This is a genomic window from Rhodococcus sp. IEGM 1351 (assembly GCF_030056875.1).
Lineage (GTDB): Bacteria > Actinomycetota > Actinomycetes > Mycobacteriales > Mycobacteriaceae > Rhodococcus_F > Rhodococcus_F opacus.
In genome coordinates this window covers 21,024-27,023 of the sequence record NZ_JASHKU010000049.1, presented here as the reverse complement: position 1 = coordinate 27,023, position 6,000 = coordinate 21,024, and the positions used below count along the sequence as shown (strand labels likewise).

The following is a 6,000-nucleotide window of genomic DNA, read 5'->3' as shown; positions in this document are numbered from 1 at the left end:
CGAGAAGGCCACGAAAACTCGAGCCGACACGCCGAGCTAACAAAGTACTACTAGTAGGAACACGATCATGACAATCGACGAACTGCTCGACATCGAATCCATCAAACATCTCCGCACCCTCGGATCCGCCTACCTCGACGGGGGCCGTTTGGATGAGCTGGTGGAGCTGTATCACCCCGACGCAGTGTGCGATTTTGGTCCGTACGGGAGTTGGACGGACCGCACTGAGTTCAAACAGAAGTTCGCCGACGCCGAAAGGCCCTTCTACGCCAGTGGATACTTCTCCAACCTGCATGTCGTGGTCAACCACGTCGTCGAGCTCACCGGCAAGGACACTGCGACGGGGCTTGTCTATCTTCTCGACTTCGTGACCGGTGATCAGATCCGCGAAGGGGGCAACCCACTCTACTGGCTCGGCGTCTACGAGGAGTCCTACTGCCGCACCGGTGACGGTTGGAAAATCGTGCGCCAGAGTCTCAACTTCATGTGGCCCGAGCGCATGCTTGGCGAGGGATTTCTAGCCCGTCAGGCCGTCGCTGAATGATTCGTCGCCCGAAAACTCAGCGACCTATCGAGGAGAAGTACATGACCATTCCCACCGTCAGCCCGCAGCAATTTGCGGACATCGAAGAAATTCGCATGCTCTCTGCACGTTACGCACGAGGGCTCGACCAGTTCGACATGGAGGCGCTGATGGAGCCTTATGCCGATGATGCCGTGTTCGACGCCCGACCGATGGGACTGGAGAGCTACTCGGGTCGCTCGGCGATCCAGGAGTTCTTCGCCCACAACCAGAACGTCATGGCAGATCAGATGCACCTGTTCAGCAACTTCGTCATCGAGTTCAACGGTTCCGACGAGGCTTACGGGAGTAACTACCTTCTTCAGGACGGACACAACAAGGATGGTGCGACCGTTCGGTGCTTCTGCCTCAACAATGACACCTACAGGCGCACTGCGGACGGTTGGCGGATCGTCTCGCGACGCATTAGTCCACTGATGCCACCACAGCTCGATTCATACTGAACATTCTGAGTTTCACAGAAACTCGACGGGGCGCTACACGGTCAACCCGCACGTAGTGGCGAGCGCCGCGTCGACGCATGAACCCCGCTGCTCGGTGAGGCCCTTTCACCGAGCAGGTCAGGATGCGGGATGTCCGGGCGGTCTGTCGCCTCGCATTTTCGGCGGGTGTCACAAGGCGCTGATCCTCAGGTGGTTCCGGCGACGAGGCCGGATGCACGACCCTCGGTGACCATCGGGGAGTGCTCGGTGAAGCCCCCGTCGACTCTGATGACCTGCCCTGTGATGTACCGCGCGGCATTGGAGTGCAGGAACGCGACGACCCGGGCGATGTCCTCGGGCTGACCGACGTGAGGGGTGTCGCAGTGGCGCGTGTACTGGGTAATCAGCTCGTCCCCGAGTTGGAGACTGGGGGAGCTCAGTACGAGTCCAGGCGCCACGGCGTTACATCGGATTCCTTGTTTGCCATGCTGTGCGGACACTGCGCGCACGAGCTGGTTGACGCCCGCCTTTGCGACGCCATAGGTGGTCAGGTTGAGCTCGCCCATCTCGCCGGAGATCGACGACGTGCAGGTGATGCTGCCGCCGCCGGTGTTCACCATTGCCGGGATCGCGTGCTTGCAGCCGAGCATCGGGCCCAGGAGCAGTGTTTCGATCTGGGCACGGAAGGTGTCCACCACGAATTCCGTGATGGGCGGGTCGCCCGGCTCCCATGGAATCCTCAGGTCGGCGGCGTTGTTGTGCAGAATGTCGAGTCGTCCGAACTCGTCCACTGCGGTCGCAATCATCCGCTGGACCTGTTCCTCAACGCGGACATCGGTCTCGACGGCGATTGCGTCTCCACCGTCGGCCCTGATCTGCTTCGCCCGTTGCTCGGCAACCTCGCCATTGATGTCCGCGAGTACGACCTTGGCGCCGAGTTGCGCAAACAGACTCGCGGTCGATGAGCCTTGGCCGACGCGGTAGGGATCGTCGTCGCCATGGAAGGACGCTGCGCCGGTGACGATGGCGACCTTGCCGGTGAGATCGATCATGCAGTTGGTCATTCTCGCTCCATTTCCTCATGCGCCACGGGAGGCGCCGTTTCGCGACGATGGGTTGCTCATTTCAGTCACGTCCACGACTCGTTCAGCATGTTCGGCCGGGTAGTCGCCGTGGCTGTACCGCCGATCCCGCTCGACCTGGCTGTGAAACCGCACCGTGATAGGTGACGCGGACGTATGACGTTGGTGGACTGGTTATGCCGCACCGTTGGCGTTCTGGCCGGCCGCGACGGAGAGGGTCTCGCCGGTCATGTGTTTCGCACCATCGGAGACCAGGAACATCAGTGCGTCCGTGATTGCCTGAGGGGGAATCCATGGAATTCCCTGGGGCTGATACCGACAGAATTCTTCGGCGACGTCGCCGATTGTCGGGGAGTCGAGGTCGGGTCGGAACAGCCTGTACATCGTGCTGTTGTGGATGATCGGAGTGTCGACGCAGCACGGGCAGATGACGTTCACCGTGGTCCCGGTGGTTGCCACCTCGAGGGCCACGGTTTTCGCAAGCCCGATGACCGCCCACTTCGAGGCCGAGTAATGACTGAATGGCGGGTACCCGCCTTTGCCGGCCATCGACGATGTGATGATCACCCGTCCCCAGGTCTGATTCAGCAGATGCGGAAGGCCCGCGTGTAGCACGTTGAAGACGCCGTTGAGATTGATGTCGATGACCACGTCCCAGTCGGCGGGATCCATGTGGCGAAATTCGCTGATCGCCATGACGCCGTGATTGATTGCGAGAAGATCCAGCGATCCAAAGGTGTCGACGATTCGCGCGACTGCATCGCTGATGGCCTCTCGGTCGCGGACATCTGCCTTGACGGCAAGTGCTTTCCCGTTGGCCTCGTTGATGAGCCGCATGGTTTCGTCCATGTCCGCCTGCGAAGCAAGCGGATATGAGACATTCTCGAGGTCTTCGCAGACGTCGAGGATGGCGACTGAAGCACCGGCTTGGGCAAGGGCGAGGGCGTGCGAACGGCCCTGTCCTCGCGCTCCACCTGTTACGAGGGCAGTTTTGCCTGTGAGATCAACCATTTCCGTTTCTCTTTCTCGTAGGTAGGGTGGCGTGCGGCGAGCTACGACTGACCTACTGCGCCTGATCTGACCTATGGACATACCACTGAGAGGCAACCCAGACGGCGGAGGATGGCGCGGATCATGCTGTGCTGCCGATGAAGCCCGTCGATCGCACGACTATATTCATCCTCCGCGGTCTGGGGTAGTCCGATCAGAATGCGTGGCTCGGCGCTGGGAGATCCTGCGTCGATCAACACCTGATCTGCCGGCAGCAGATGAACAGGCACGTCCTCTCGGCCGGATACCTCACCCACGGCCAAGACGAGATAGTTGTGGCCCAGGTCGGTGAATGACTCGAGAGATGTTCTTCCGCTGGGGAGGTCCACCAACATGTGGAGGCAGGGCAGTGGTGTTTTCTCGGAGTCGAGGTCAGGGAGCCCGACGACAGGAAGTTGGTGGCTGCGGGCGAACTCGTGCAGGTCGTTACCTGAGGCGACGTCTGTTGGGTCAGTAGTGCCGACGACGGTCGTGAGCACCGCGGCGGGTGGGAAACCGGCTGCCGCTACCAGATGTACTGCAGCTTCGGGATGCCCGAAGCCCGACATGGGCAGGGCCGCGTCCGCGCGCAGGGGCACCACATGGCCCGGACGGCTGAATGACGCAGGTGACGCATCCGAGGACGCCAAGAGCCGAATGGTTGTTGCACGGTCCGCCGCAGAGATGCCGGTGGTGATGCCAGTGGCCGCGTCGACGGTGACGCACTGTGCGGTTCCGGGAGCGGCGCCCTGTTGAGCCGGAAGCAATAGGGCGTCGCACCGGTCCGATGGAAGGGCGACTTGTAGGAATCCTGACGAGTGACGGATAGCGAAAGCGGCGTCAGCCGTGCTGATCCTCACCGCAGGAAAGACGATCTCACCGCTGGTCGGCAAGTCGATCCCATCGCTCAGGATGATCGCCTTCCCGCGGGACAGCTGATTGACTGCGGCCATCACTCGTGCTTCCGCGTGAATCTCTGCGAGCGTCGGTGCGAGGTTGATGTGCGGCGCCAGCGGATGCTCGTCGGTGACAGTCATGGTGAGATCGTCTTCCTGGTGGTCAGGCCGAGAACTGCCCAGTCTCTCGGGCTGCTGCAGACGGCTGGTGACAGCTCGAGAGAATGGAGTGTTAGTTGACCGCTACCGGCCGATGCTGTGCCGCGTATTTCTCGGTAGCAGCGTTGATGGCCGCCATGGTCTCGGCCTTCCACTCGTTACCCCGCACCCACGCATTGTGCTCGCGGATCGGCTTCAGCTGCCCCCGGAATTCGGGAATCACGTGCTCGGCCCAGAGCTTGACGGCATTTCGCTGACGCTCGTAGTCGGTGAAGTCGGTAAGCGTCATGATGAAACTTCCGAATCCACCGGTCTGGTCGCCAAGTTGCCGGATCTTCTTGATTGCGGTGTCAGGCGTGCCGATCAGAACCGATCCCGACTCGATGGCCTCGTCGATCATTCCCTCGACATCGGGCTTCTCGGAGGCCGGGAGCGGCGAAATATGCGCCAAATAGTTCCAGATCTCCTCAAACCCGTGGGTGCAGTCCTGGCGCGCCTGCTCCTCTGTCTCCGCGATGTGGGTGATCGCCGAGAGCCGCCAGTTCCGGCGAGACACCGTCCGCCCGGCCCTCGCTGCCTCGTCTTCGGCGATCTTCCAATGGCCCCGAAGGGCGCCGAAGGCGGCAGGGCTTGTGGCAGCGAGATTGATCATTCCCACACCCAGCCTGCCGGCCGTGACAGGCCCGGACGGTGAGGTGACAGCGGCGACAACTACATCCAACTCCGGCACGCTGTAGGGGCGTACCTGTAGTTTGGCCTCGCGCAGATCGAACCAATCTGTCTTCTCTGTCACCGTCTCACCCCGGAGGAGCCGAACGATGACCTCAGCCGCCTCGAGCATCATGTCGCGCTGCTTCGTCGGGTCGATCCCCAGCATGTAAGCATCGGAAAGTAGCTGTCCGGGACCGAATCCCATGATCGCGCGACCGCGAGAGAGGTGATCGAGGGTGACCAGGCGCTCTGCAAGGAGGAAGGGGTTGTGGTACGGCAGCGAGTTGACGGCCGTTCCCAATTTAATGGTTTTGGTGCGCTGTGCAGCCGCTGCGAGCAGCATTTCGGGAGCGCCGATCGGTTCGTGACCACCGGAGTGGTGCTCCCCGAGCCACGCCTCCTGAAACCCGAGGCTGTCGGCAAGCTCGATGATCTGCAGGTCCCGCTCATAGAGAACGGTGGGGCTAACTCCGATTTTGTGGAAGGGAGCCATGAAGACGCCGAACGCGGTCGGGTAGTTGGATTCGGACATTCAACACCTCAGTTTCTCTGTCTAGCTGTGATTTTGGTTGGAGCCCAGCGAGCACATATGCTGATGAATGTGCGTTAGGCGCTTTCGGTACGGGCCGATCTGGCGCTTTCGATGGTCGCGGGCTCCACCCGGCCGCCGAGAGCGATCACCAGGGGAATCGGGTCGTAGAATTCACAGAAGTGCGTGATCTTCGCGTCTCGGATGGTGAAACGCGTGACGTACTCGTTCTTCAGCTCAACCGGAATGACCATCTTCATGTCGCTCTTGTACTCGGCGATGACCTCCCCGGGATCGGAGTGATACGTCTCGAACCTGAAGTCGTACAGCCCCTCCGTCTCGATGAGCGAGGGAATGGTCTCGAGGAAGGCCATCACGTCCTCGATACCCTCCATCCGGCGCTTGAACCCAGGTGGGGCGTAACGCATCTCGAAGACAATATCCTCGGCGAGAAGCTCGCGCTTGACAGCAAAGTCCCAGGTGTTGATGGCCTCTAGATACCTACGGGCGATGTCGATATTGGACGCTCGCAACTCCTCGACAGTCGGCACACGCTCTCCTTTGGAAAACTGAACTCACTTCATGCGAA

At 61.0% G+C, this 6,000-nt stretch carries 7 protein-coding genes; 2 read left to right on the top strand and 5 right to left on the bottom strand.

All coding sequences use genetic code 11. From position 1 onward, the window contains the following. The first annotated feature begins 67 nt into the window (after positions 1-67). Entirely contained in the window at positions 68-544 is a 477-nt protein-coding gene (locus QM806_RS39605; RefSeq protein ID WP_166680637.1) for a nuclear transport factor 2 family protein, read from the top strand. A gap of 41 nt (positions 545-585) precedes the next feature. Next, positions 586-1,026 carry a nuclear transport factor 2 family protein gene (locus QM806_RS39600; RefSeq protein WP_283294953.1) on the top strand — a complete coding sequence of 147 codons (441 nt, stop codon included), beginning with the start codon at positions 586-588 and terminating at the stop codon, positions 1,024-1,026. A gap of 185 nt (positions 1,027-1,211) precedes the next feature. On the opposite strand, the gene QM806_RS39595 is transcribed toward QM806_RS39600, so the two are convergent. From QM806_RS39595 to QM806_RS39575, 5 genes are all read right to left on the bottom strand, one after another. Further along, positions 1,212-2,069, bottom strand: a complete 858-nt coding sequence (locus QM806_RS39595; protein ID WP_240961109.1) for an SDR family NAD(P)-dependent oxidoreductase — start codon at positions 2,067-2,069, stop codon at positions 1,212-1,214. A 192-nt stretch (positions 2,070-2,261) separates the two neighbouring features. Continuing rightward, positions 2,262-3,098, bottom strand: coding sequence for a mycofactocin-coupled SDR family oxidoreductase (locus QM806_RS39590; protein WP_283294952.1), 837 nt, complete (start codon positions 3,096-3,098; stop codon positions 2,262-2,264). Positions 3,099-3,169: 71 nt separating this feature from the next. Then, positions 3,170-4,153 carry a 3,4-dihydroxy-2-butanone-4-phosphate synthase gene (locus tag QM806_RS39585; protein ID WP_120660277.1) on the bottom strand — a complete coding sequence of 328 codons (984 nt, stop codon included), beginning with the start codon at positions 4,151-4,153 and terminating at the stop codon, positions 3,170-3,172. A 91-nt stretch (positions 4,154-4,244) separates the two neighbouring features. Then, on the bottom strand, positions 4,245-5,414 hold the full coding sequence (locus QM806_RS39580; protein ID WP_120660278.1) for an LLM class flavin-dependent oxidoreductase: 1,170 nt from the start codon (positions 5,412-5,414) through the stop codon (positions 4,245-4,247). A 74-nt stretch (positions 5,415-5,488) separates the two neighbouring features. Beyond that, positions 5,489-5,962 (bottom strand): nuclear transport factor 2 family protein, encoded by a 474-nt coding sequence (locus QM806_RS39575; protein WP_120660279.1) that lies wholly within the window; start codon positions 5,960-5,962, stop codon positions 5,489-5,491. Positions 5,963-6,000: the final 38 nt, after the last annotated feature.